At 37.0% G+C, this 22,738-nt stretch carries 22 protein-coding genes, 1 riboswitch and 1 other annotated feature; of the genes, 9 read left to right on the forward strand and 13 right to left on the reverse strand.

Annotation, left to right across the window (positions count from 1 at the left end; translation table 11 throughout):
* Window positions 1–10: 10 nt before the first annotated feature.
* Together MKY13_RS14550 and MKY13_RS14555 are read right to left on the reverse strand one after the other, a co-directional pair.
* Window positions 11–937 carry a hypothetical protein gene (locus MKY13_RS14550; protein ID WP_339213513.1) on the reverse strand — a complete coding sequence of 309 codons (927 nt, stop codon included), beginning with the start codon at window positions 935–937 and terminating at the stop codon, window positions 11–13.
* Window positions 918–1,436 (reverse strand): sigma-70 family RNA polymerase sigma factor, encoded by a 519-nt coding sequence (locus tag MKY13_RS14555; protein WP_339213515.1) that lies wholly within the window; start codon window positions 1,434–1,436, stop codon window positions 918–920. The genes MKY13_RS14550 and MKY13_RS14555 overlap by 20 nt, the downstream gene beginning before the upstream one ends.
* 280 nt (window positions 1,437–1,716) lie before the next feature.
* Between MKY13_RS14555 and MKY13_RS14560 the strand changes: the two genes are divergently transcribed.
* Window positions 1,717–3,408 carry an HD domain-containing phosphohydrolase gene (locus MKY13_RS14560; protein WP_339213517.1) on the forward strand — a complete coding sequence of 564 codons (1,692 nt, stop codon included), beginning with the start codon at window positions 1,717–1,719 and terminating at the stop codon, window positions 3,406–3,408.
* 43 nt (window positions 3,409–3,451) lie between these two features.
* On the opposite strand, the gene leuS is transcribed toward MKY13_RS14560, so the two are convergent.
* Both leuS and MKY13_RS14570 read right to left on the reverse strand, forming a co-directional pair.
* Complete coding sequence (leuS, locus tag MKY13_RS14565; RefSeq protein ID WP_339213519.1) at window positions 3,452–5,866, reverse strand: leucine--tRNA ligase; 2,415 nt, start codon at window positions 5,864–5,866, stop codon at window positions 3,452–3,454.
* A 112-nt stretch (window positions 5,867–5,978) separates the two neighbouring features.
* Window positions 5,979–6,193, reverse strand: a binding site (T-box leader).
* A gap of 50 nt (window positions 6,194–6,243) precedes the next feature.
* Window positions 6,244–7,413, reverse strand: a complete 1,170-nt coding sequence (locus MKY13_RS14570; RefSeq protein ID WP_339213521.1) for an MFS transporter — start codon at window positions 7,411–7,413, stop codon at window positions 6,244–6,246.
* A gap of 126 nt (window positions 7,414–7,539) precedes the next feature.
* Here MKY13_RS14570 and MKY13_RS14575 point away from each other — a divergent pair, with 126 nt between their 5' ends.
* From MKY13_RS14575 to MKY13_RS14585, 3 genes are read left to right on the forward strand one after another with little or no spacing between them, the layout of a single operon-like run.
* A complete protein-coding gene (locus MKY13_RS14575; protein WP_191700642.1) occupies window positions 7,540–8,496 on the forward strand; it encodes a TIGR01212 family radical SAM protein in 957 nt (318 codons plus the stop codon).
* The gene (locus tag MKY13_RS14580) at window positions 8,493–9,074 is read left to right on the forward strand and encodes a class I SAM-dependent methyltransferase (RefSeq protein ID WP_191700643.1); all 582 of its coding nucleotides are present in this window, start codon (window positions 8,493–8,495) and stop codon (window positions 9,072–9,074) included. Before MKY13_RS14575 ends, MKY13_RS14580 begins: the two co-directional genes overlap by 4 nt.
* A 41-nt stretch (window positions 9,075–9,115) precedes the next feature.
* Window positions 9,116–9,523: a pyrimidine dimer DNA glycosylase/endonuclease V gene (locus MKY13_RS14585; protein ID WP_191700644.1), complete on the forward strand. Its 408-nt coding sequence runs from the start codon at window positions 9,116–9,118 to the stop codon at window positions 9,521–9,523.
* Window positions 9,524–9,807: 284 nt separating this feature from the next.
* Here MKY13_RS14585 and MKY13_RS14590 read toward each other — a convergent pair whose 3' ends face one another.
* Complete coding sequence (locus tag MKY13_RS14590) at window positions 9,808–11,274, reverse strand: alanine/glycine:cation symporter family protein (protein ID WP_191700645.1); 1,467 nt, start codon at window positions 11,272–11,274, stop codon at window positions 9,808–9,810.
* A gap of 132 nt (window positions 11,275–11,406) precedes the next feature.
* The gene (locus MKY13_RS14595) at window positions 11,407–12,210 is read right to left on the reverse strand and encodes an alpha/beta hydrolase (protein ID WP_191700646.1); all 804 of its coding nucleotides are present in this window, start codon (window positions 12,208–12,210) and stop codon (window positions 11,407–11,409) included.
* 136 nt (window positions 12,211–12,346) lie between these two features.
* Between MKY13_RS14595 and MKY13_RS14600 the strand changes: the two genes are divergently transcribed.
* Entirely contained in the window at window positions 12,347–12,859 is a 513-nt protein-coding gene (locus MKY13_RS14600) for a gamma carbonic anhydrase family protein (RefSeq protein ID WP_191700647.1), read from the forward strand.
* A gap of 106 nt (window positions 12,860–12,965) precedes the next feature.
* Here the strand turns inward: MKY13_RS14600 and metK are convergent, their stop codons facing one another.
* Window positions 12,966–14,162, reverse strand: coding sequence for a methionine adenosyltransferase (gene metK / locus MKY13_RS14605; RefSeq protein ID WP_191700648.1), 1,197 nt, complete (start codon window positions 14,160–14,162; stop codon window positions 12,966–12,968).
* A 261-nt stretch (window positions 14,163–14,423) separates the two neighbouring features.
* A riboswitch (SAM riboswitch) is annotated at window positions 14,424–14,539 on the reverse strand.
* 200 nt (window positions 14,540–14,739) lie between these two features.
* On the opposite strand from metK, the gene pckA reads away from it, so the two are divergent.
* The gene (pckA, locus tag MKY13_RS14610) at window positions 14,740–16,326 is read left to right on the forward strand and encodes a phosphoenolpyruvate carboxykinase (ATP) (RefSeq protein ID WP_191700649.1); all 1,587 of its coding nucleotides are present in this window, start codon (window positions 14,740–14,742) and stop codon (window positions 16,324–16,326) included.
* A 127-nt stretch (window positions 16,327–16,453) separates the two neighbouring features.
* On the opposite strand, the gene MKY13_RS14615 is transcribed toward pckA, so the two are convergent.
* From MKY13_RS14615 to MKY13_RS14630, 4 genes are all read right to left on the reverse strand, one after another.
* Entirely contained in the window at window positions 16,454–17,233 is a 780-nt protein-coding gene (locus tag MKY13_RS14615; protein WP_191700650.1) for a prolyl oligopeptidase family serine peptidase, read from the reverse strand.
* A complete protein-coding gene (locus MKY13_RS14620) occupies window positions 17,217–17,684 on the reverse strand; it encodes an NUDIX domain-containing protein (protein WP_339213528.1) in 468 nt (155 codons plus the stop codon). Before MKY13_RS14620 ends, MKY13_RS14615 begins: the two co-directional genes overlap by 17 nt.
* A 63-nt stretch (window positions 17,685–17,747) precedes the next feature.
* On the reverse strand, window positions 17,748–18,065 hold the full coding sequence (locus MKY13_RS14625) for a transposase (RefSeq protein WP_339213530.1): 318 nt from the start codon (window positions 18,063–18,065) through the stop codon (window positions 17,748–17,750).
* Window positions 18,066–18,141: 76 nt separating this feature from the next.
* Window positions 18,142–18,585: a DNA starvation/stationary phase protection protein gene (locus tag MKY13_RS14630; RefSeq protein ID WP_191700653.1), complete on the reverse strand. Its 444-nt coding sequence runs from the start codon at window positions 18,583–18,585 to the stop codon at window positions 18,142–18,144.
* Between the two features lie 239 nt (window positions 18,586–18,824).
* Between MKY13_RS14630 and MKY13_RS14635 the strand changes: the two genes are divergently transcribed.
* From MKY13_RS14635 to MKY13_RS14645, 3 genes are all read left to right on the forward strand, one after another.
* Window positions 18,825–18,977, forward strand: coding sequence for a hypothetical protein (locus MKY13_RS14635; RefSeq protein ID WP_191700654.1), 153 nt, complete (start codon window positions 18,825–18,827; stop codon window positions 18,975–18,977).
* A gap of 2 nt (window positions 18,978–18,979) precedes the next feature.
* Window positions 18,980–19,213 (forward strand): membrane protein insertion efficiency factor YidD, encoded by a 234-nt coding sequence (gene yidD / locus MKY13_RS14640; RefSeq protein ID WP_191700655.1) that lies wholly within the window; start codon window positions 18,980–18,982, stop codon window positions 19,211–19,213.
* Between the two features lie 104 nt (window positions 19,214–19,317).
* Complete coding sequence (locus tag MKY13_RS14645) at window positions 19,318–20,340, forward strand: zinc ABC transporter substrate-binding protein (protein ID WP_191700656.1); 1,023 nt, start codon at window positions 19,318–19,320, stop codon at window positions 20,338–20,340.
* A 53-nt stretch (window positions 20,341–20,393) separates the two neighbouring features.
* On the opposite strand, the gene MKY13_RS14650 is transcribed toward MKY13_RS14645, so the two are convergent.
* Together MKY13_RS14650 and menB are read right to left on the reverse strand one after the other, a co-directional pair.
* The gene (locus MKY13_RS14650) at window positions 20,394–21,833 is read right to left on the reverse strand and encodes an o-succinylbenzoate--CoA ligase (protein ID WP_339213534.1); all 1,440 of its coding nucleotides are present in this window, start codon (window positions 21,831–21,833) and stop codon (window positions 20,394–20,396) included.
* Window positions 21,834–21,907: 74 nt separating this feature from the next.
* Window positions 21,908–22,732 carry a 1,4-dihydroxy-2-naphthoyl-CoA synthase gene (gene menB / locus MKY13_RS14655; protein WP_191700658.1) on the reverse strand — a complete coding sequence of 275 codons (825 nt, stop codon included), beginning with the start codon at window positions 22,730–22,732 and terminating at the stop codon, window positions 21,908–21,910.
* Window positions 22,733–22,738: the final 6 nt, after the last annotated feature.

The raw sequence follows: 22,738 nt of genomic DNA on the forward strand, positions 1-22,738 counted from the left end.
GAGTCCCCCCTTAACCGAATGTGATGATTACCCATAAAAATACAGCCAATAACCCCATCCCAATCCATTCATAAATTTGTTGATTTTTCGTCTTTATCAACTTATCAAATTGATAAGATCCTACTAGCAACCCACTTGCTAATATAAAAAACAGGATACTTTTATGCATTAAATACTCATTTTCTCGCAAATAATGAGCAGAGAATTGCAGTGGAATAACAATTGCAATGAAAATCACTGTCCCTTTCCAGTTTCGCTTCTCTTCTTGTTTTTGCTTTGGTATTTTTAATACAGATTTTAATAAATAGGCTATTGCGATCATTACTCCACCCAGTATCACTATCTCCATAAAACCAAAGCCCGCATCATCCATTTTTTTATCCCACAATGAATAATTTACTGCAGATGTATCTTCTAATTTATAAAATAGTTTTGTATGCACATCTTCAACGACATACCATCCGTCATACTTCGCAATTTTCAGCTTTAACTGCTCACCATTGGACATTACAACAAGCACATCTTTTCCTAAACCATAGCTGTAAGGTCGTTCGATTAGCTTCATATCATGTAAAAGCATATTCATATTTTGCACATCAATATCCTTTTTGAATGCATGAACTTGTGTATAATAGCTTGAATCACGTGCAAAAAATTGATCTCTTTGGCTATATTTCGAGCTTATATAGAACTCTTCCACCGTAGCTTCTTCAATCAGCTGTTCAAACGGTGTGGCACTTTGAACAGGAGGCTCCACTTGACTAGGGCCTGCTAGCAGAAGAATTAATACAACAGCACAAAACGAAACTGCTGTAAACGCATAGCGCCAGTTAAACGATTTTTTCGATGCTTTACGCAATATTCTATTTTTCATTTCGGGAGTAAATTTTTGCTCCTCTCCAATGTAGCGGTCTATTTCACCCTTCCATTTCGTCATTTAGCAGCACCTCCCATTCAATATTTACTAATAACGGCTTTAACTTTTCACGACCGCGTATAAGCCTCGTTTTAACAGTATTCTCACTCAGTTGTAAAAGCTCCGACATTTCTTTGATTTTATAATCATCATAATAATATAAAATAAGTACCTCTCTATATTTAACAGGGAGTTGCAGTAATGCCGCTACAAGTTCGAATTGTTCCTCTTCTTGAATTTTCACCTGTTCAATGGAGGGAGTAGCAAGTCTTTTTGGGAGAACATGTGCCATCTTGCGTTTCCAACTTCTTAAATAGTCATGACTTTTATGTATCGTAATTTTCACTAAATAGGTTTTTAGCGAGGAACGACCTTCAAACCGCTCTTGCTGTTTGTAATATGCTAAAAACGTATCTTGTACAATTTCCTCTGCTGCTGTCCAATCTTTCACATATAAATAGGCAACACGTATGCAATATTCCCCATAGGCATCCATTACTTCTTCTAAATGTTCCGACACTGCCCCACCCCTTTCTCTTTTTCTTTATAGTCGTAATTTTTTTGGAATAAGTTTCAAATTTTTTAAAATTTATTTAACGATATTGTGATTAACCCATTTCTACTGTGAATATATCATAAACCTTTTATACTATGTTTCTGCCATGTTTTTAAAAAAGATTAAGTACTTATATATTAATTTTTTTGAAATATTCTATAAATAAATATCCAAATATTCAGAACTTTACCATATAATAATAATTATATTGTATAAATTAAATCACTTATAGGAGGTGTAACTAATGCCAAATATCGAAAAGCTTTTAATCCAAGATGTAGAACCGGGTGATGTTCTTGCAGATGATGTTTTTATTAACCGTACATTGTTCATGAAAAAAGACAGTATTTTAACAGCAAAAGCTCTGGAATTACTAAAAAAGAAAAGCATAAAATACCTTTCCATTTATTATAAAGAAAAATGTGCAAATTCCTTTGAATTCCCAATATTAATGGAAGATACCCTCATTAATTTTTCAGATAGCTCTTTAAGCGGGAACGAGGATGAATTTAACTTTTACGCTATTTTAGCGGAACTCGATATTGAAATTCGATACGGTCAACTTTTAAAAGAAGAAGGGAATATTGATTATTTACAAGATATTTTAGAAGATATTTTATCTAATTCTGCGAATAAATACTGCTTGTCCCAATTGAAAAAATGGGATTATCATTCCTATTTACACAGTATCGATGTTTTTATTATTGGAACGCTATTTGCTCGCCACTTAAAAATTGAACAAGTAGAAAAGCTAGCTCTAGGGTACTTGTTGCATGATATCGGAAAGTTAAAGATACCACAGCAACTCCTTCAAAAACCTGGTCGTCTTACTGCAAAGGAATTTGACTTGATGAAAACACATACTTTATATGGAGAGGCAATTCTTAAACAAATAGGTTTATCTGATTTGTCCTATTTGGCTAAATCCCATCATGAACGTAGAAATGGTGAAGGTTATCCGGAGAGTATGCAAATAAATTTCAAGGCAGAGCTCGAACTTTTGCAAATAATCGATGTGTATTCAGCGATTACAATGAAACGACCATACCGTGATGCAATGCGTGCTGCAGATGCATTTAGTTTACTTTATAGAGATGAAGAAAAGTATAATAGTATACTTTTAACTGAATTTGTTGATTTTATTGGCATTTACCCTGAGAATTCGATTGTCTTATTATCAAATGGCCATAATGCACTTGTCCAAAAGGCAAATCCACAGTTCCCCACTTCACCAAGAGTTAAATGTATGAAAACGAATACTTCTTTACATATTTCTATAAACAATGATATTACAATTTTAAAAATGGTTTCCTATCAATCAGAGGATAAAATCGAACTATTAAATCTATTTTATAATGAGTTAGTGAGTGCAAATGTTGAAAATGCAAAAAAAACTTATTTAAAAATTGTAGATAATTTTACTATAGAAGAATATTTCACTAAAATATTTATACCTGTTTATCAGATTTTGAATTTACTGAAGATGCAAAAAGCTATTTCTAATACAAAATATGATCAAGTAGTGGCGTATATGGAACAATTAATGGAGCAAAAAGTCGATGAACTGATTGAAAACGATTCATATCATGATCATGTTTTAATTCTAATTGATGACCATGTTCAAAGTGATTATTTTTTCAAAGTATTTATAGGCTTAATTCATAATAATCGGATATCGCCTCATGTTATGCCGGTGCATTCCAGTCTGGAAATGATCTTAACAAAGCTTGATACACAAAACTTTTCTAAAACCTGTTTCATTACGAACGGCAATACAGATACGCTATTATTGTCATATTTACCAAATATGTATGAAATGCCGCAAAGCAAAATTGAAAAGTATTTAATTGATTTAATAGGTGACAATAAAGACAATTTTGATTTTCATTATCTTTTGGAAAGATTCGGTGTTCCACCATCAACTATAATCCATTAAAAAAGTCTGCTCAAAATGCGAGCAGACTTTTTCATTTTAATATTTATTTAATTACGATATTGACTAATTTCCCTGGAATAACAATAACTTTAACAACTGTTTTTCCTTCAATGAATTCTTGTACTTTGCTATCGGCTAAAGCCACTTTTTCCAAGTCTTCTTTTGAGATATCTTTTGCTACCGTTACTTTCGCACGTACTTTACCTAATACTTGAACAACTACTTCGATTTCGTCATCTACTAGTTTTGCTTCGTCATATGTTGGCCATGTAGCATACGTGATTGTGTCTTCATGTCCTAAAATTGTCCAAAGTTCTTCCGCGATATGTGGTGCGATTGGTGATAATAGTTTGACGAACCCTTTTGCATATTCAACAGGAATTACTTCCGCTTTGTAGCAATCATTAATGAATACCATCATTTGTGAAATAGCTGTGTTGAAGCGAATGCCTTCATAGTCATCCGTCACTTTTTTCACAGTTTGGTGATATACTTTTTCCAATGTTGTGTCATTAGATTCTTGAATTTTAGCTGCAAGTTTTCCTTCTTCTGTTACAAATAGACGCCAAATGCGATCTAAGAAACGACGGGCACCATCAAGACCGTTTGTGCTCCATGCTACAGATGCTTCTAATGGACCCATGAACATTTCATATAAACGTAATGTATCTGCACCATGTGACTCAATAATATCGTCCGGATTTACAACATTCCCTTTTGATTTCGACATCTTTTCGTTACCTTCACCTAAAATCATCCCTTGGTTGAATAATTTTTGGAATGGCTCCTTCGTATGCACTACACCTAAATCGTAAAGAACTTTATGCCAGAAGCGCGCGTACAGTAAGTGAAGTACAGCATGCTCTGCACCACCGATATAAATATCAACTGGTAACCAGCGCTTTAGTAATTCAGGATCTGCAAGTGCCTGATCGTTTTTCGGATCGATATAGCGTAAGAAGTACCATGAAGAACCTGCCCATTGAGGCATTGTATTCGTTTCACGGCGACCTTTTTTACCTGTTACAGGATCAACTACATTTACCCATTCTTCAATATTTGCCAGTGGTGATTCCCCTGTACCTGAAGGGCGGATATTTGTTGTTTTCGGTAATTCTAGTGGCAGCTCTTCTACAGGAATTGTTGTCATTGTGCCATCTTCCCAATGAATTACTGGGATTGGCTCGCCCCAATAGCGTTGGCGGCTGAATAACCAGTCACGTAGACGGTAAGTGATTTTCTTTTCCCCTACGCCATTTTCCACTAACCAATCAATCGCTGCCTTAATACCATCTTCTTTATTTAAACCGTTTAGGAATTCAGAGTTAATATGTGCACCATCGCCGACGAATGCCTCGTTTTCGATATCTCCACCTTCAAGCACTTGAACGATTTCTAAATTAAACTCTTTTGCGAATTCGTAGTCACGCTCATCATGTGCTGGAACCGCCATAATTGCACCTGTACCATATGTTGATAATACATAATCTGCAATCCAAATTGGCACTTCTTTGCCGTTGATTGGATTTACTGCATAAGCACCAGTGAATACACCTGTTTTTTCTTTTGCTAAATCAGTACGCTCAAGGTCAGATTTTAATGATACTTTTTCTAAGTACGCTTCTACCGCTGCACGTTGCTCTGGAGTAGTTATTTCAGCTACTAGTTTATGCTCTGGTGCCAATACACAATAAGTAGCACCGAATAAAGTATCAGGGCGTGTAGTAAATACTTCGAATCCTTTGTCTGAACCAGCCACTGTGAATTTCACTTGAGCTCCTTCAGAACGACCAATCCAGTTACGTTGCATTTCTTTAATCGATTCTGGCCAATCAACATCGACTAAATCATCAACTAGACGGTCTGCGTATTTCGTAATGCGCAGTACCCATTGTCGCATCGGACGACGTACTACTGGGTGACCACCGCGCTCAGAAAGTCCGTCGATTACTTCTTCGTTTGCAAGAACTGTACCTAAAGCTTCACACCAATTCACGGCAACTTCATCAACATACGCTAAATCCATTTCCACTAATTTTGTGAAAATCCATTGTGTCCATTTGTAATAAGATGGATCTGTTGTATTAATTTCACGGTCCCAGTCATAAGAGAAACCTAGTTCATTAATTTGACGTTTAAATGTTGCAATGTTTTTTGCCGTAAATTCAGCAGGGTCATTCCCCGTATCTAATGCGTATTGCTCTGCTGGTAAACCAAATGCATCCCAACCCATTGGATGAAGAACATTATAACCTTGCATACGTTTAAAACGAGATAAAATATCTGTCGCTGTATAACCCTCAGGGTGTCCTACGTGTAGACCGGCACCTGATGGATATGGGAACATATCCAAAGCATAAAATTTTGGTTTATCCACTTCATTTTCCGTTTTGAATGTTTTATTTTCTTCCCAAAACGCTTGCCACTTTTTCTCAATCTGTTGATGATTAAAACTCACAATAACTCCTCCTTTAAACACATTCTTGCTGTGGTTTATGTATTGTAGGCGTATTATCCATGATTTAACAGAATATTTAAAAAATAAAAAAATCCCGTCCCATCTTATGATAAGAAGGGACGAGAGGTAATTTTTACTCCCGCGGTACCACCCAAATTAGTGACACAGCACTCAGCTTCATTTCTTAACGCGAATACACGGCCTTAGCTACTACAATTTCACTAAAGCAAACTCCGAGGCGAGTTCAATTTGACACTTACTAGCTTCCACCACCCGCTAGCTCTCTATAAAGTGAGACCATCTACTATTCCTCATCACAGTCAAAATATTATTTCATTCATTTTAACTAATTCTACACAAAAGTACAAGTGGCTGTTTTATGATTGTACTTTTCTTAATGCTCGATCATATAGCAGACACGGAATAATAGCTAAAAGAATAAGAATCGATAAAATCATCATTAACATTTGCATACCATATACGTCGACCATTAAACCACCAAATACAGGTCCAATCATTCGTCCGATTGTCGTTGCACTGTTTACTAGCCCTTGATAAAATCCTTCTTGCCCTTGTGGTGCCAACTTGTTGGCAATCATCGGGATGATCGGTGTAAAGAATACTTCACCGAATGTTAAAATAACCATAGCCGCAGCAAACATTTTAAAATCCTGCGCAAAATAAACGACACCAAATGAGATCGACATAAGTACTAAACCTAGTGTTAATTGATGCTTTATTTTATTTTCCCATCGAGTGACAAGCGGTTTAATAATTGGTTGGATTGCTACAATCATAAAGCCGTTGATTGTCCATAGTAAGCTATATTGAGACAGGCTCATTCCCAATCCTTGCGTATAAGAAGAAATTGTTGCACTCCATTGTGAATAGCTTAACCAACATACTACTAGAGATATACTTAAAATCCCGATTGCGATAATAGGTGCTTTACTTCTTTGTTTACCCTCATCACTCGATATGGACTTAGTTATGATTCTATTATCATCAAAACGCTTATACGTAGTTATGACAAGTACGAAAAATAACGCATAGAAAAATAGATTCGCACTAAATACATAATCAAATTTTATATCTGCGACTAGACCTGCTAATGCTGGTCCAATGGCAACTCCAACGTTATTTGCCAAGAAGATCGCATTAAAAGCTTTGCGACCACCTTCAGGCCAGGCACTTCCTGCGATAGCGTAAATAGCCGGATACACTATTCCCCCACTAAAGCCCATCATCGCCAAAAATATAATGTATTGTGGCCAATCATGCCAAATAGTGAGAAGCGAAATTGAAAATAAATTAAGTACTACCCCTATCAAAATTGCTTTATAGCCACCTAATCTATCGAATAAATATCCACCTACTAGATTACCAAAAACACCCGCCAATGAATTGAGCATCAAAACAATGCCCGCTGTAGTCAATGATTTCCCTAAATGATCATGAATATATATGCTATTTAAAGGCCATAAAAATGAATTCCCGACCGTATTTACGAATGTGCCTATAATTAAAAACCAGACTTGTTTCGGCACTGAATTTCCTCCTTCAACATTTGCTCAAATAACAAGTGTATTCTTTCGCATAAAAATGTACAAGAAAAAAATTTTCTATTAGGATCTGTCCATGTTAGAATAATACGTTAGAGGAGTGAACAACGAATGACTGAAACAAATTTTCCTTTCCCGTCAGACGGGAAACGTTATTATACATGGAATCGCTATTTACGAAATGAATTTGGAAAGAAAGTATATAAAGTCGCATTAGATGCTGGCTTCGATTGCCCAAACCGTGACGGTACGGTCGCTTTTGGTGGCTGTACGTTTTGTTCTGCTGCAGGTTCAGGTGACTTTGCAGGTAGTAAAGTAGATCCAATCCCTGTACAATTCGAAAAAATCAAAGCTAAAATGGAGAACAAATGGAAAGACGGCTTAACGATGGCTTACTTCCAAGCTTATACAAATACTCATGCACCACTCGAAGTTTTAAAAGAGAAATTCGAAGCAGCACTCGCTTGTGAAGGAGTTATGGGTCTTTCTATCGCAACACGTCCAGATTGCCTACCGGATGATGTCGTAGAATATTTAGCTGAATTAAATGAGCGCACTTATTTATGGGTAGAATTGGGATTACAGACAGTCCATGAAAAAACAGCCAACTTAATTAACCGCGCACATGATTATGCGACATATGTAGAAGGTCTTAATAAACTGCGCAAGCACGGCATACGTGTTGTAACACATATTATTAACGGATTACCTTTAGAGGATTACGATATGATGATGGAAACAGCTCGTGAAGTGGCAAAACTGGATGTACAAGGTATCAAAATCCATTTACTCCATCTTTTAAAAGGGACACCTCTTGTGAAGCAATACGAAAAAGGTATGCTGGAGTTTATGGAAAAAGATGCATATGTTCAGCTTGTAGCAGATCAGCTTGAAATTCTTCCACCTGAAATGATTGTCCACCGTATAACAGGCGATGGTCCGATTGATTTAATGATTGGTCCAATGTGGTCTGTAAACAAATGGGAAGTACTTAATGGAATAGATGCAGAGTTGGAAAGACGTGGCTCGTATCAAGGAAAGTACTATAAGGCGGAAATCGCAAAATGATATTAGAACGTGTTATTCAATATGCTCAAACTTTATTGAAAAAATCGGTCTCAGAAGGTGAAATTGCCGTAGACGCAACAGCAGGCAATGGACATGACACACTTTTTTTAGCAAACCTTGTAGGGGACAATGGCTATGTGTATGCGTTTGATGTGCAAAAGGAAGCGGTTGATGCCACACTACACCGTCTACTCGACAACGCACTTGAACACCGGGCAATTGTATTAAAGGACGGGCATGAAAATGTAGCCAAATATATAAATAAACCTGTTGCTGCAGCCATCTTTAATCTAGGCTACTTACCTGGCAGTAATCATGAAATTATTACCCGGCCTAATACAACAATTCAGGCAATCGAAAGTCTTCTAACATTATTAAAAATTGGTGGAGTTATTGTATTAGTTGTATATTATGGACATGAAGGCGGCAAAGATGAACGTAACGAAGTAATTGAATTTGTTAGTAATTTACCTCAAAAGCATGTACATGTTTTGCGCTATGAATTTATGAATCAAAAAAATGACCCACCATTTATTATTGCTTTGGAAAAAGTAAAAGAATTTCCGAAAGAGGGCTAAGTTTTCTTAGCTCTTTTTTATCTAGTAATGAGGTGAATATTATGCGTTTATGGCACACCGAGCTCATCCCATTTATCCCGAAAAGCCAATTGCTTGCCCAATGGCGGGAATTAAATAGTATCTTTGCTAAGGAAGATAACCATATATTAATTAATTATGTATATGATTACCCGAAAGAGGATTTGTTTATTTACACACAAATTGTACTGAAAGAAATGCAGGCACGTAATATTACAATTCGTACTATGGATAAAATGGAGCGCTATTTTGCAGGCATTACAGTTCCCCAGCATTACACACCTTTCAAAAACCATCATAACGATGAGTATTTAACAATTTGTTATTACAATTTATATGAAAAATATATACGTGGACAAAAGGATTTTTCAGCAGAACAATTTGATGCATTACAACTTTATTTTTGCGCGAAAAAAAGAGAGTTTAAATAATCATTTGTTCACTTAATTAGTTTTTCATATATAAAAGAGCCTGGGACAAAACGAAAAACATCTATTTTTTCAAAGAAAAAATAGATGTTTTTCTGCTTCTGCCAGAATTGATTTCCGTTACGGGGACGCTTTCCGGGGGCACGGCCTGAGCCTGTAGTCTCAGGCGTCGTGCTGTTCCCCCAGGAGTCGCCCCTTCACTCCAATCAATCCAAATAATAGCAATTTCTTAATAAGACTATTTTCCTTTTACAAAGAAAATTCTACTTATGTCCCAGCCTGTTTTTCTATTTATCTTCCTTCTTATATGTCTCCCAGAAATCTGCATTTTTAATACCGAGTTTTATTGGGTCAAACACCGGGTCTTTTCCTTCTTTTTTCTGTTGCTCATAGTCTTTCAATGCAATGAGCGCTGGTTTCATGATGAATAGTAGTAAAATAACATTAATCCAAACTGTTAAACCAAGTCCTACGTCACCAAATGCCCAAGCTAAATCAGATGTTTTAACTGTGCCGTAAAATGCTGAAGCTAATAATACGAACTTCATTAGGAAAATCCCTATCCTTCTGGCATTTCCGTTCAGCATATACGAAACATTTGTTTCCGCAATGTAGTAGTAAGCCATTAGTGTAGTGAAGGCGAAGAAGAATAATGAAACTGCTACAAACCCAGAACCAAAGTTATTTAATGCTGGGAACGCCTCATTTACCGCTGCTTGGGTAAAGCCTGAATAAGTAATCGTCTCATCCATTTTCGCTTCGATTAATGGACCGTCTTGGCTACCATCATGTACGTTATATGTACCCATGAATAAAATCATCAATGCTGTTGCAGAACATACTAGTAATGTATCGATATAAACTGATGCTGCCTGTACTAAACCTTGTTTTGCCGGATGTGATACTTCTGCTGCTGCAGCCGGATGTGGCCCTGTACCTTGACCAGCTTCGTTTGAGTAGATTGCTCGTTTAACACCCCAGAAAATCGCACTCCCGATCATACCGCCAAATACAGCATCTGTTGCAAAGGCACTGCGGAAAATTAAAGCTAATACTTCAGGCACAGCTGTAATATTCATAATAATAATAATACCCGCTACTAACAAATAAGCTAATGCCATGAATGGTACTAAAATTTGCGCAGCACTTGCAATACGCTTAACACCACCGAAGATAATAACCGCTAATAAAATAATTGTAACTAAACCAGTGATCCAAGGTTCAATTCCAAATGCATTATCTACCGCACCTGAAATGGCATTTGCCTGAACACCCGGCATTAAAAATGCAACAGAAGCAATCATAGCAATCGCAAAAATAACCCCTAAGGCACGAATACCTGTTGTCTTCTCAATGTAAAAGGCCGGACCACCACGATACTGTCCATCTTTCTTTTCTTTATAGATTTGCGCCAATGTCGATTCCATATAGGCTGTAGATGCTCCAATAAATGCTGTAACCCACATCCAGAACACCGCACCGGGACCACCAAAAGCAATAGCTGTAGCTGTACCCACAATATTACCTGTACCGACACGCCCCGATAAAGCAATGGCCAATGCTTGGAAGGAAGAAACACCTGCCTCTGACTTTTGTCCTTTAAACATTAACTTGAACATGTCTCCAATTAACCGGACTTGTGCAAATTTTGTAAGGATTGAAAAGAACAAGCCTACAATTAAAATACCGTAAATCATTACTGGACCCCATAGAATATTATTGGCCCATCCTACAAAATCATTAATAAAATCCATATTTTACCCCCTTGTTGAACTATTGTATTAATTAGAAATTTAGTATATTACAAATATTCTAAAATTTCGATATATTTTTTACTGAAATTTTAAAAAAAACCTAACAAAAGTCGAATTTTGTTAGGTTTTTCATTATTCTACTATATAACCAAGGTCTCTTAAGACATTATTAATAAAATCAATTGTGTATCGGAAAACATCCTCACGTTCCACTTCAAAAAACAAACTATGCAGGCATCCATTCCATTGTTTATAGTGGAATTCTGAAAGAGTTTGTTCCATCAGCCACCTTTTAGAAGTACTAATATCCGTTATTTTATCATTTTCCCCGGTCATTAGTAACAGTGGAATATCAGGGAATTTATTTTCAGGATCACGGATTGTTCGCGTCATATGTTGCCAATCCCGATACCATTTAACAGTCACCATACTATTTAACGGTAACTGCTCCTTTAACTCCATTAATACATCCGTATTACGTGTGAAATATTGTATGCTCAATTCATGTTTTAATTTCACATTCGATGTTATTGCACTAAAGCTTGATAATGCATTGGATAATTTTCCCGGTGCTAATTTAAAATGAAGCCACGGCGATGTTAGGACTACACCTGCGCATTCTATTTTATTTTTCTGAAGTACGTATGTTGCTATAGATGCACCTAATCCATTGCCTACAATAAATAGAGGCAAATTATATTCTAGGGCAACTTTTAATAACACTTTTGTATAATTATAGTATTCTTCAAAATTTTCATCATGATATCTTGCATACTTTCCTTGTTCACCATGCCCAGGTAAATCCCCCATTACTACATGAAAGCGAGCACTTCTGAATTTTTCGATTAACCATGCGTACCACCGATGCTGTTCATATGCACTATGAAGAATAACGACTACGGCTTTTGGCTGCTGCTCTGTTTCCCATTTCCACATGGTCAATCCTCCTTACTTAAAACAGTCTGCTATAATTTATTATATAAAGTTAAAAGATGTTAATTGAAAATTAATAGTGATTTGATACGATTACAATAGCTCTTATACATTCTATAAAAGAAATGAGGAATTGAACATGATATACCCTTATAAAGATAAATCACCAACTATTCACCCAACTGCCTACATTGCTGATTATGCAACAATTACAGGCGATGTGACAATAGGGGAAAATACTTCCATTTGGTTTAATACAGTCATACGCGGCGATGTGAATAAAACAATCATTGGAGATCGTGTTAGTATTCAGGATTTAAGTTGTCTTCACCAAAGCCCTGCAGCTCCACTCATTATTGAAGATGAAGTTACAGTAGGTCATCAAGTAACATTACATAGCTGTACAATAAGAAAACGTGCTTTAATCGGCATGGGTTCCATCATTTTGGATGGTGCAGAAATAGGCGAAGGAGCATTTATTGGTGCAGGTAGTCTCGTACCACCTGGAAAAGTAATTCCTCCCAATTCACTTGCTATGGGGCGCCCAGCAAAAGTTGTACGTGAAGTAAATGCAGAGGACCGGGCAGATATGGATCGCATAATTAATGAATACGTAGCGAAGGGACAATACTACAAATCATTACAGAAATAACATTTCGCTATCAATCCAATTATTTACAATATAAAGGAAGGAAGTATATTATTCTCCATAATAACAGAAAAGGAGCCGTCCATTTGACTGAACGCTCCTTCCTTCTTTAAATTCCGGCTTTTTCTTTAAGTTCTGCCGCTTTATCTGTATTTTCCCATGGTACATTGATGTCAGTACGACCGAAGTGTCCATATGCTGCTGTTTGTTTATAGATTGGACGGCGTAAATCCAACATTTTAATAATTCCTGCTGGGCGTAAATCAAATAGCTCTCGAACCCATTCTACGATTTTGGAAGATTCTACTTTACCAGTTCCGAATGTATCTACCGCAATTGATACTGGTTGTGCAACACCGATTGCATAAGCCAATTGAACTTCAGCACGATCCGCTAAGCCTGCAGCAACGATGTTTTTTGCAACATAACGAGCTGCATATGCTGCTGAACGGTCCACTTTCGTTGCATCCTTACCAGAGAATGCACCACCACCGTGACGTGCGTAACCACCGTACGTATCTACGATAATTTTACGACCTGTTAGACCAGCATCTCCTTTTGGACCACCAATTACAAAACGACCTGTTGGATTAATAAAATATTTAGTTGCTTCATCTAATAACTCAGAAGGAACTACTGGTTTAATAACATGTTCTTTAATATCCGTTTGAATTTGCTCCAATGTCGCTTCTTCATCATGCTGTGTTGAAATAACGATTGTATCCACACGAACAGGCTCATTGTTTTCATCATATTCGATTGTTACTTGTGTTTTACCATCCGGACGTAAATATTCCAATTCTCCTGATTTACGTACTTCTGTTAAACGACGAGCTAATTTGTGAGCTAAAGAAATAGGCATCGGCATAAGTTCCGGTGTTTCGTTACATGCGTAGCCGAACATTAAACCTTGGTCTCCAGCACCGATTGATTCTAATTGATCTTCTGTCATTGAACCTTCGCGCGCTTCTAACGCCTGATCTACACCTTGTGCAATATCCGGTGATTGTTCACCAACTGCAACAAGTACAGCTAAGTTTTCTGCGTCAAAACCATATTTTCCGCGCGTATAGCCAATCTCTGCTACCGTATCACGGATAATACCTTTCATATCTACATAAGTAGAAGTTGTAATTTCACCAGATACTAATACTAAGCCTGTTGTTACCGTAGTTTCACAAGCTACACGTGCATTTGGATCTGCTGCTAAAATTGCGTCTAAAATGGCATCCGAAATTTGATCGCAAATTTTATCTGGATGTCCTTCCGTTACACTTTCTGATGTAAACAGTCGACGATTTTTCATGTCATTTCCTCCTAATTCACTTTGGCAATTGTTTTTATTGATACGGTACTCATTACCCATGTCCGTTATATTGCGTCTTACACCGTGGCATAATAGCATTATTAACGTCAAGCTTTATTTGCTTTAACACGAGGGTCTGAAAGGCTGTAACTATATAATTTTCGCTCAATACGAAATTGTAAATTCAAATAAAAAAATCCTTTCACTCATAACCGTGTTCATCACACGTGAGGAAAGGATATTACGTTTCGTTACCTTTCACTCTTATCGTTCAAGGGAAATTTTGCCCTTGCATCAGGTTGGCACCAACACGTATAAAATATACGCAGGTTGCCGGGTTTCATAGGGCCTGCCCCTCCACCAGCTCGGGATAAGAGTATCCGTTCAATTACACATCCTACATAAAAAAATTAGTGCTGTCAATAAATTTTGTCTGATTTTAAACAGTTAAAAATTCCACAAAAAAATAATTCATAATTAGTATAGATTATATCCTTCAATGTGTTATACTATTTTTGAATTAATAACAACTCCCCTACTATAAGGGAATACTATAAAAAAGGATGGTATTTAATAGATGAATTCGGTAGAAATTGCTAACGAGCTGAAAGAACTTTTAAACGGGGAAAACATCAAAACTCAATTATCTGTTCCACAATTAGTTGAAAAAGCTACATCACGTGGAGAAGCAATGTTAACTGTTGATGGCGCATTACGTGCTGAAACAGGTAAATATACTGGTCGATCACCTAAAGATAAATATATCGTTGAAGAGGAAAACTCTAAAGATAAAATTGATTGGGGTAAAGTTAACCGTCCTATCTCTTCAGAAGTATTTGATAAGCTTTATGTCAAAGTTGTAAACTACCTAAAAGAACGCGATGAATTATTTGTATTCAACGGTTTTGCGGGTGCTGACAAAGACTCTCAATTATCGATTAAAGTAATTAACGAATATGCTTGGCATAACCTATTCTGTCATCAATTATTCATCCGTCCTACAGCAGAAGAATTAGCTGCACATGTTGCTGACTTTACAATTGTTTCTGCTCCAAACTTTAAAGCAGATCCTGAAGTAGATGGAACTGGTTCGGAAACATTTATTATAACATCAATTGAAAAGAAAATCATCTTAATCGGTGGTACTGAATATGCTGGCGAAATGAAAAAATCAATTTTCGGGATTATGAACTATTTGTTGCCTGAACAAGGTATTTTCCCAATGCACTGCTCAGCTAACGTTGGCGAAAAAGGCGACGTTGCCCTGTTCTTCGGTTTATCAGGAACTGGTAAAACAACTTTATCAGCGGATTGCGACCGCAAATTAATCGGGGATGATGAACACGGTTGGTCTGATAATGGTGTTTTCAACATTGAGGGTGGATGCTACGCAAAAACAATTAACCTCTCTGCTGAAAATGAGCCGGAAATTTACAATGCAATCCGCTTCGGTTCTGTATTGGAAAATGTAGCGGTTGATTCAGAATCACGCATTTGTGACTACGACGATGGATCTTTAACAGAAAATACTCGTGTTGCATATCCAATCGATTATATTGATAACATTGTATTACCATCAGTAGCAGGTCACCCAAACACAATTGTCTTCTTAACAGCGGACGCGTTTGGCGTACTACCTCCTATTTCAAAATTAACGAAGGAGCAAGCGATGTACCACTTCCTAAGTGGCTTCACTTCAAAATTAGCAGGTACAGAGCGTGGTGTCACTGAGCCAGAGCCAGTGTTCTCTACATGCTTCGGTTCACCATTCCTTCCACTTCCTGCAACAGTCTATGCAGATCAATTAGGTAAGAAAATTGACGAGCATGGTTCACAAGTGTTCTTAGTGAACACAGGTTGGACAGGAGGAGAATACGGTGTAGGTAGCCGTATGAAACTTGCTTATACTCGTACAATGGTACGCGCTGCCATTAACGGTGAATTAGACAATGTTGAAACGACACAAGATGGAGTATTTGGTTTAAATATTCCTGTAGCTATTGAAGGAGTACCTTCTAGCGTATTAAATCCACGTGCTGCATGGGCTGATACTGCTGCATACGATAAAAAGGCTACTGAACTTGCAGAGCTATTTAAAAACAACTTCACAAAATTCGCTGATGTTGATGAAGCTATCGTGAAAAAAGGCGGTCCATTAGTATAATCTACTAATGATGAACTCGACATATTGTTTGACGATATAGTCCGCACTAATACTACGACGTCAAACTTAAAAATATATCATAGTAAAAGGGATGCAGAGTATTTTCACACTGCATCCCTTTTTTAATTTATTGTTGTTTCATCCATTCGCTAATTTTTTTTACTGTTTCTCTATTCAGATTTGGCGGGTAATGATGTTTCAGCCTAGATGAATACCATGTCTCAACTTGTTTGCCTTTATCTTTCATATAACGCTCCAATTGATAGGCATGTTCAATATTAACATGTTGATCTTCTGCCCCATGTATAATTAATACTGGTGATTGAACGTTTTCAATATTGTATAAAGGCGTACGGCTTTCATAGTTTTCTGGTACTTTATTAGGAGTACCTCCCACTATTCTTTTTAATCCACGACGCATGTCGATTCGATCCCAATAGGTCGCTGTTGCATCTGAGACACCAGCCCATGTTACGACAGATTTTACATCATCACGTAATATTGCTGTCCACAACGCCATTAAGCCTCCTCGAGAAAAACCAAACAAATTTACTTTTTTAACAGGGGTAAATTGTTTCAGTACTTCTACACCAAAAACTGCATCATACCGGTCTTGCCCCGCAAATTCGTCTTTTCCTTCTCCCCCACGATTTCCACGATAATAGGGTGCAAACACGATAAATCCATGCATTGCAAACTGGGCGATACGGGCAGGTCTAACCATACCGATTGATTGTAGTCCACCACGTAAATATAAAAGGGCTTCATACTGCCCCTGTACTTTAGGACGCGCCAGCAACCCCTTTACACGCAATCCTTGAGACCAATATGTCACTTCATCTAAACGGATATGCGGATTCGGAGAGGGATATTGATGCATTGATAAAATTTCACCATTTGCGTTCATAATTATTCACTTCCTGCAGCATCTTTTTCATACCTGCATCTCGCATATAAAAGCTTAAATTGGGCTGTTGCCAAAGTTCCTCTTCCGTTAACCATAAAATGCCTTCTGTTTCAAAGTCTCCTACAAAGGGTTCGATATCTTTTACTTTTGCTGTAAAAACTGCCTTACAAAATGGAATAGTATCATGAACAATATAGTAGGCGAACCATTTAACATCATCTATTATTACATTGGCTTCCTCATATACTTCTCGGATAGCTGCCTGCACTAATGTTTCACCGGGCTCCTGCTTTCCTCCAGGAAACTCTACGCCACGTCGATGATGTATTGTGCACAACCATTTCCCCTCGTATTGTACAAGAGCCAGGACATGCTTAGGCTCTATTTCAAAAGGACCTTCATCAAATCTTAAATCTACCGGTAATCCATTCTCATCAATAAATCTAAACATTTTCGCTCAACTCCTATTCCTAGTTTAGCGAACAGATGTCTCTCATTCAATAAAAGCGAGTAGTTAATGATTAAAATACGGCAATTGCTCTACAAATTTTTTCGCATCTTCATCTCCAAATTCATGTATAAGTGCATAGACCTTTTTTAAACGATGGTCTATTTCATGATTCAATCTATCTAAATGATAAGGGATGAAGGGCATATGCGCTCGAAAGGCATTCGAAGCTTCGAGTGACTGCATTTGATCGAAGAGCTTTGCAAATACACGTGCTTTATGCGGATCCATTTTCAATACAAATTCATAGGATGATCCCGGATACAAATTACATGTTAAATTAGCGACAGATACATATACATTATTTTTTTCCAATTTACTCACCTCATACTTAAGGTGAGCTATAGGAAAATGATTTATACATAAAAACGACCCCAATATTGGAGTCGCTTCATCAAAACTAGTTACCTAAATATGCATTTAACATCCAAGTATGCTTCTCTAAGCTTTGGTATTGCGCATTCAGCATATCTTCTGTACGGTCATCGCCTTCTTCAGATGCTGCTTCCATCGCTTTTTCCAGTGCATCCATAATCGTGTTAAAGTCCTCGATTAAAATAGATACCATTTCCTGCGTTTCTTCTTTACCAGATGCTTCTTTAATTAAAGAGATATCTAAATGCTCTTTTAATGTTGCCACAGGCTTGCCGCCCTTTGTTAAAATACGTTCGGCAATTTCATCTAGATTAAGTGTTACTTCATTGTATAATTCTTCAAATTTTGTGTGTAATGTAAAGAAAGACGGTCCATTTACATACCAGTGGTAGTTATGTAACTTTGTGTACATTACCGACCATGTTGCTACTAAATCGTTTAAATGTGTGTTTAATTGTTTCTTCGCCATAAACCTTCACCTCATAATTTTATATTTAAAACTTCAAAATGAAGTTTTAATCCTGAATTATAGTGAAAAGATAAAGATTTTCCACTTCTAATTATATTATAACCGTTCCTCCACTTGTTAAAACCTTATAAATTCGACGATTATTCAAATTTAGCCGCGCTTTTTCATGTACAATAGTAAGGAATGAACCGGTTAGGGTGTAAATTTACTGTGCCGGTTAAATTAGTTGAGGTGAAAAAATGAGCTTACCAATCGTATTAATTATCATCATTACCATTATGGGGATTTTTGCGTTCTCCATAATTTTACTTGCTCGAAAAAACAAAGTATCATTAAAGCAAACGATTGATGCAAAACCAACCAATACCTTTAAAAATGGAGAGCAAAAATAGTTATGAAAAGGATATTTATTGGGCTAATACGAGTTTATCAAAAATATATTTCTCCTATGAAGCCCCCATCGTGCCGATTCCATCCGACTTGTTCGAGCTATGGTATTGAAGCAGTTCAGAAACATGGCGCTTTTAAAGGACTAATCATGACCATAATACGTATTTTAAAATGTCAGCCACTTCATCCGGGAGGTTTTGATCCGGTACCTGAAAAATGGCCTTCGAAAAGAAAATAATATTCGAAGGCTTTTTATATTGTTTTTTTTCTTTTAGTATTGTATGATTGAAAATGTTCAAAAACACAAATCGTAATTGTTACTATTTAAGGAGATTTACTATAATGAAAAAATGGCTTTCTATTATTTCAATGCTTACATTTATTCTGTTATTAACTGCCTGCAGCAAAGATAATGAATCACCTGCCGAAACAGACAATACTCAATCGAATAATGATACTCTATCCATCTATACGACAGTTTATCCATTGCAATACTTCACAGAACGTATTGGCGGCGAATTTGTAGATGTGGCTTCTATTTATCCTGCAGGTGCAAACGAGCACTCATTTGAACCAACGCAAAAGGATATGATGGCTTTAGCGGATTCTGATTTATTTTTCTTTATCGGACTTGGGCTAGAGGGCTTTGTTGAAAAAGCCAAAAAGACATTGGAAAATGAAGATGTTAAATTAGTTGCAACTGCTGATGGTGTAACAGAAGAGCAATTGCATATTTCGACTGGTCATACACATGCGGAAGCTACTACAGAACACGATGATCACGGTCATAATCACGATCATGATGAAGAGGCTGAAGGTGATAAAGATCATGCTCATACCGATCATGATGCACATGTTTGGCTATCCCCTATTATTTCGCAACAGTTAGCCTTAACGATTAAAGAAGAGTTAACTAAGGCTTTACCTGAACATGAAGCAACTTTCAATGAAAACTACGAACAATTAGTAGCAGATTTAGATACACTGCATTCTGAATTTGAAGAAATGGCTAGTGCTACTACTAAAAAAACGTTCTTCGTCTCACATGCAGCGTTTGGCTATATTGCCGGACATTATGGATTTAATCAAGTACCTGTAGCAGGTTTAAATTCGCAAAGTGAACCATCACAAAAAGAATTGACGACAATTGTGGACTTAGCTAATAAAGAAGGCATTGAATATATTTTCTTTGAGCAAAATGTTTCCTCAAACTTAACTGAAGTGATTCAAAAAGAAGTGAACGCAAAAACGTTAACTTTGCATAATTTGAGCGTGCTTACAAAAGAAGATGTTCAAAATAACGAAGATTACTTCTCATTAATGCGAAAGAATATTGAAGTATTAAAACAAGCATTATCAAAATAATATAAATGGTCCCAGCAATTGGTTAAAATGCTGGGACCATTTTTTTAGTGCCCTCATATATCATCCAGTAATTGAAGCAAATTTCTTCTTAATAGCTTGTTGGATCCGCTTCGAGGTAAGTTAGCAACAATATGAACTTGTTTAGGTACTTTATAATTCGCTAAATTCATCTCACAAAAATCTATTATATTCTGTTCAGATATGTTTTCTTTCAATACGATAAATGCTACAGGCACCTGTCCCCATATGTCATGATCCATCCCGCAAACCCCTGCTTCCTTTACGTTAGGATGTGCGAGTAAAACATTTTCGATTTCGGCAGGATATATATTTTCGCCACCTGAGATAATCAAATCACTTCGACGGTCCACTACATACAAATAGCCTTCTTCATCCAAATAGCCAACATCCCCTGTATGTAGCCAGCCATCAATTGTTGTTGGTTTATGTTTAAACTGACCAATATATTTTGGCGTGACATGTGGTCCGCGTATTAGTATTTCTCCAACTCGCTCTCCATCTTTAGCATCAATTTTTATGTCATTAAAAAACAATGGTTTTCCTGCAGAACCGATATGTGTCATAGCATCTTCATTTGCTAATGTAGCAGTTTGGGACGCGGTTTCCGTCATACCGTATGTTTGTGCTACACGCAAATTTAATTTTTCTGCTCGTTGTAAATAACCGATTGGCACCGGACCACCACCTGCTAACATCGTAGAAAATACGGGATGAGCTTTTTGACCAATGCGTTCCATTTCAGACAATATATTTTCCAACATAACTGCTACGACTGACATTTTCGTCACTGTACCTTTAATAATTTCCTGTGCACATTTTTTAGCATCGAATTTTTCATATAAACGTATTTTCATCCCGTATAGTAATGACCGGACTAAAATTGAAAAACCACTTATATGAAAAATCGGAACAGTACAAAGCCATGTATCCTTCTCTGAAATACCTATATTTAGTGCAGAACTAATTGCGCTTGAACTATGATTTGAAACCGTTTGACAGACTCCTTTCGGAAAGCCTGTTGTACCAGATGTATACATGATTGTGAGGGCGAAATCTTCATCCCAATGTGCTGAAATGTTATATTCTGATTCAGACGTTTGATAAAGCTTAGAAAATGTAATGATACGGGTATCTTCAGGAAGTTTAGCAAGGTCCTCATTGGCAACTAGAATCACATCAACTTCTGCATCCTCTATTTGATATGCAAGTTCTTTCTTCGCTAATCTGCCGTTTAGTAAAACCACTTCACACTGTGCCTGCATACAAGCATATAGCAGTTCAACTAAATCCGGTGTAGATGGAGCTAAAATGGCTACCCGTTTTCCATTTGTTAAATGAAGTGTATTCAATTTATAAGCTAACTGAACAGACTGTAGATAGAGCTCATTAAAGGTCCATTCTTGATCACCATAGCTAAGTGCAACGCGATTTGGTGTTAAATAGGCACGTTGCTTGATCCAGTTTGGCTGCATCCATTTTTCCTCCTATCGTAAAGAAAAGGGATGTCCATTTTCGGACATCCCTTTTGAATTATTATATGAACAAATCAAGGGAAACGAGGGAATTGACCGAAGTCTGGTTTACGTTTCTCTTTAAATGCATCGCGACCTTCTTTAGCTTCCTCAGTAGTATAGTAAAGAAGTGTAGCGTCACCAGCAAGTTGCTGGATACCAGCTAAACCGTCTGTATCTGCATTCATGGCAGCTTTTAAGAAGCGTAATGCTGTTGGAGACATTTCAAGCATCTCTTCACACCATTTAACCGTTTCATCTTCTAACTGCTCATATGGCACAACAGTGTTTACTAAGCCCATATCAAGTGCTTCTTGTGCATCGTACTGACGGCATAAGTACCAAATTTCACGAGCTTTTTTATGTCCTACGATACGCGCTAAGTAACCTGAACCGTAGCCAGCATCGAATGAGCCGACTTTAGGACCTGTTTGTCCGAATCGTGCATTTTCAGCAGCAATTGTTAAATCACATACTACATGTAATACGTGACCGCCACCAATTGCATAACCAGCAACCATTGCTACAACTGGTTTAGGAATTTTACGAATTAATGTTTGTAAATCCAAAACATTTAAGCGAGGTATATTATCATCACCTACATAACCACCGTGGCCGCGTACTTTTTGGTCACCGCCTGAGCAGAATGCATGCTCTCCTTCACCTGTTAGGATGATTACGCCAACTTTTTCGTTATCGCGTGCACGTGTAAATGCGTCAATTAGTTCCGCTGTAGTTTTTGGACGGAATGCATTACGAACTTCCGGACGGTTAATCGTAATTTTTGCGATACCGTTATAGAATTCATACTTAATATCTTCATAAGTATGTAAAGATGTCCATAGACGTTGCTTTGTCATATATAT

It is taken from the genome of Solibacillus sp. FSL W8-0372, from assembly GCF_037969735.1.
In the GTDB taxonomy this organism is placed as follows: domain Bacteria; phylum Bacillota; class Bacilli; order Bacillales_A; family Planococcaceae; genus Solibacillus; species Solibacillus faecavium.